This is a genomic window from Desulfuromonas sp. CSMB_57 (assembly GCF_020194955.2).
Taxonomy (GTDB): domain Bacteria; phylum Desulfobacterota; class Desulfuromonadia; order Desulfuromonadales; family Syntrophotaleaceae; genus JAFCIY02.
Window position 1 is genome coordinate 50001 of the sequence record NZ_JAFCIY020000010.1, and the last position, 1108, is coordinate 51108.

Annotated in this window: 2 rRNA genes (1 of these 2 running past the window's edge); both read left to right on the plus strand. The window is 54.2% G+C overall.

The window, feature by feature from the left end:
- A 23S ribosomal RNA gene (locus JQN68_RS03925) occupies positions 1 to 559 on the plus strand (it extends 2398 nt beyond the left edge of the window).
- Positions 560 to 680: 121 nt separating this feature from the next.
- Positions 681 to 797, plus strand: a 5S ribosomal RNA gene (gene rrf / locus JQN68_RS03930).
- The last annotated feature ends 311 nt before the right edge of the window (positions 798 to 1108 follow it).

Below are 1108 nucleotides of genomic sequence, written 5' to 3' on the forward strand. Positions count from 1 at the left end.
TGACTGCAAGACAGACACGTCGAGCAGGTGCGAAAGCAGGTCTTAGTGATCCGGCGGTTCTGTATGGAAGGGCCGTCGCTCAACGGATAAAAGGTACTCCGGGGATAACAGGCTTATCTCCCCCAAGAGTTCACATCGACGGGGAGGTTTGGCACCTCGATGTCGGCTCATCGCATCCTGGGGCTGTAGTCGGTCCCAAGGGTTTGGCTGTTCGCCAATTAAAGCGGTACGCGAGCTGGGTTTAAAACGTCGTGAGACAGTTTGGTCCCTATCTGCCGTGGGCGTAGGAGATTTGAGAGGATCTGTCCTTAGTACGAGAGGACCGGGATGGACGAACCACTAGTGTTCCTGTTGTCACGCCAGTGGCATTCGCAGGGTAGCTATGTTCGGCAAGGATAACCGCTGAAAGCATCTAAGCGGGAAGCCCCCCTCAAGACAAGATCTCCCCGGGAGCAATCCCCTGAAGGTCCGTCGTAGACGACGACGTTGATAGGCCGGGTGTGTAAGCACGGTAACGTGTTCAGCTAACCGGTACTAATTGACCGTGAGGCTTGACCATAAAAAGTTTTTCGTAAGGAAGGGGCGAGGTTCGCCTCGCCCCGACCTTCATATTGCGCAAGGTGCCAAAAGCTCGATGCGTATCGTAGAAGTCTTAAGCAATTGAAAACCAGTTTACGGTTTTCGGTGGCTATAGCGCAGGGGTCACACCTGTTCCCATCCCGAACACAGAAGTTAAGCCCTGCCGCGCCGATGATACTGCACGGGTAGCTGTGTGGGAAAGTAGGTCGCCGCCGAAATTTATTCGACGAGGCCTCTTCGAAATTCGAAGAGGCCTTCGTTTTCCTGGCCCGTTGTTGGACCGAAAGGTCTTGACAGGGCCGGTCGAGTCCGTTATAACCGGCGCCTGTTGTCGAAAGGCGCGCCCTTGGGCGCGGAGGAGTAGACGGCGGGACGGCTGGAAAAAAGAAAAGAAAAAGGCCTTGACAGGCTGATGGCGATTCGATAGAGTTATCTTCCGCCCGCACCGAGCGGGGGTAAAAAGCTGGTCTTTGAAAACTAAATAGCAGACGTGAAGAGAAGGTTTGCGGGCAACAAGTCAAACCAAAAA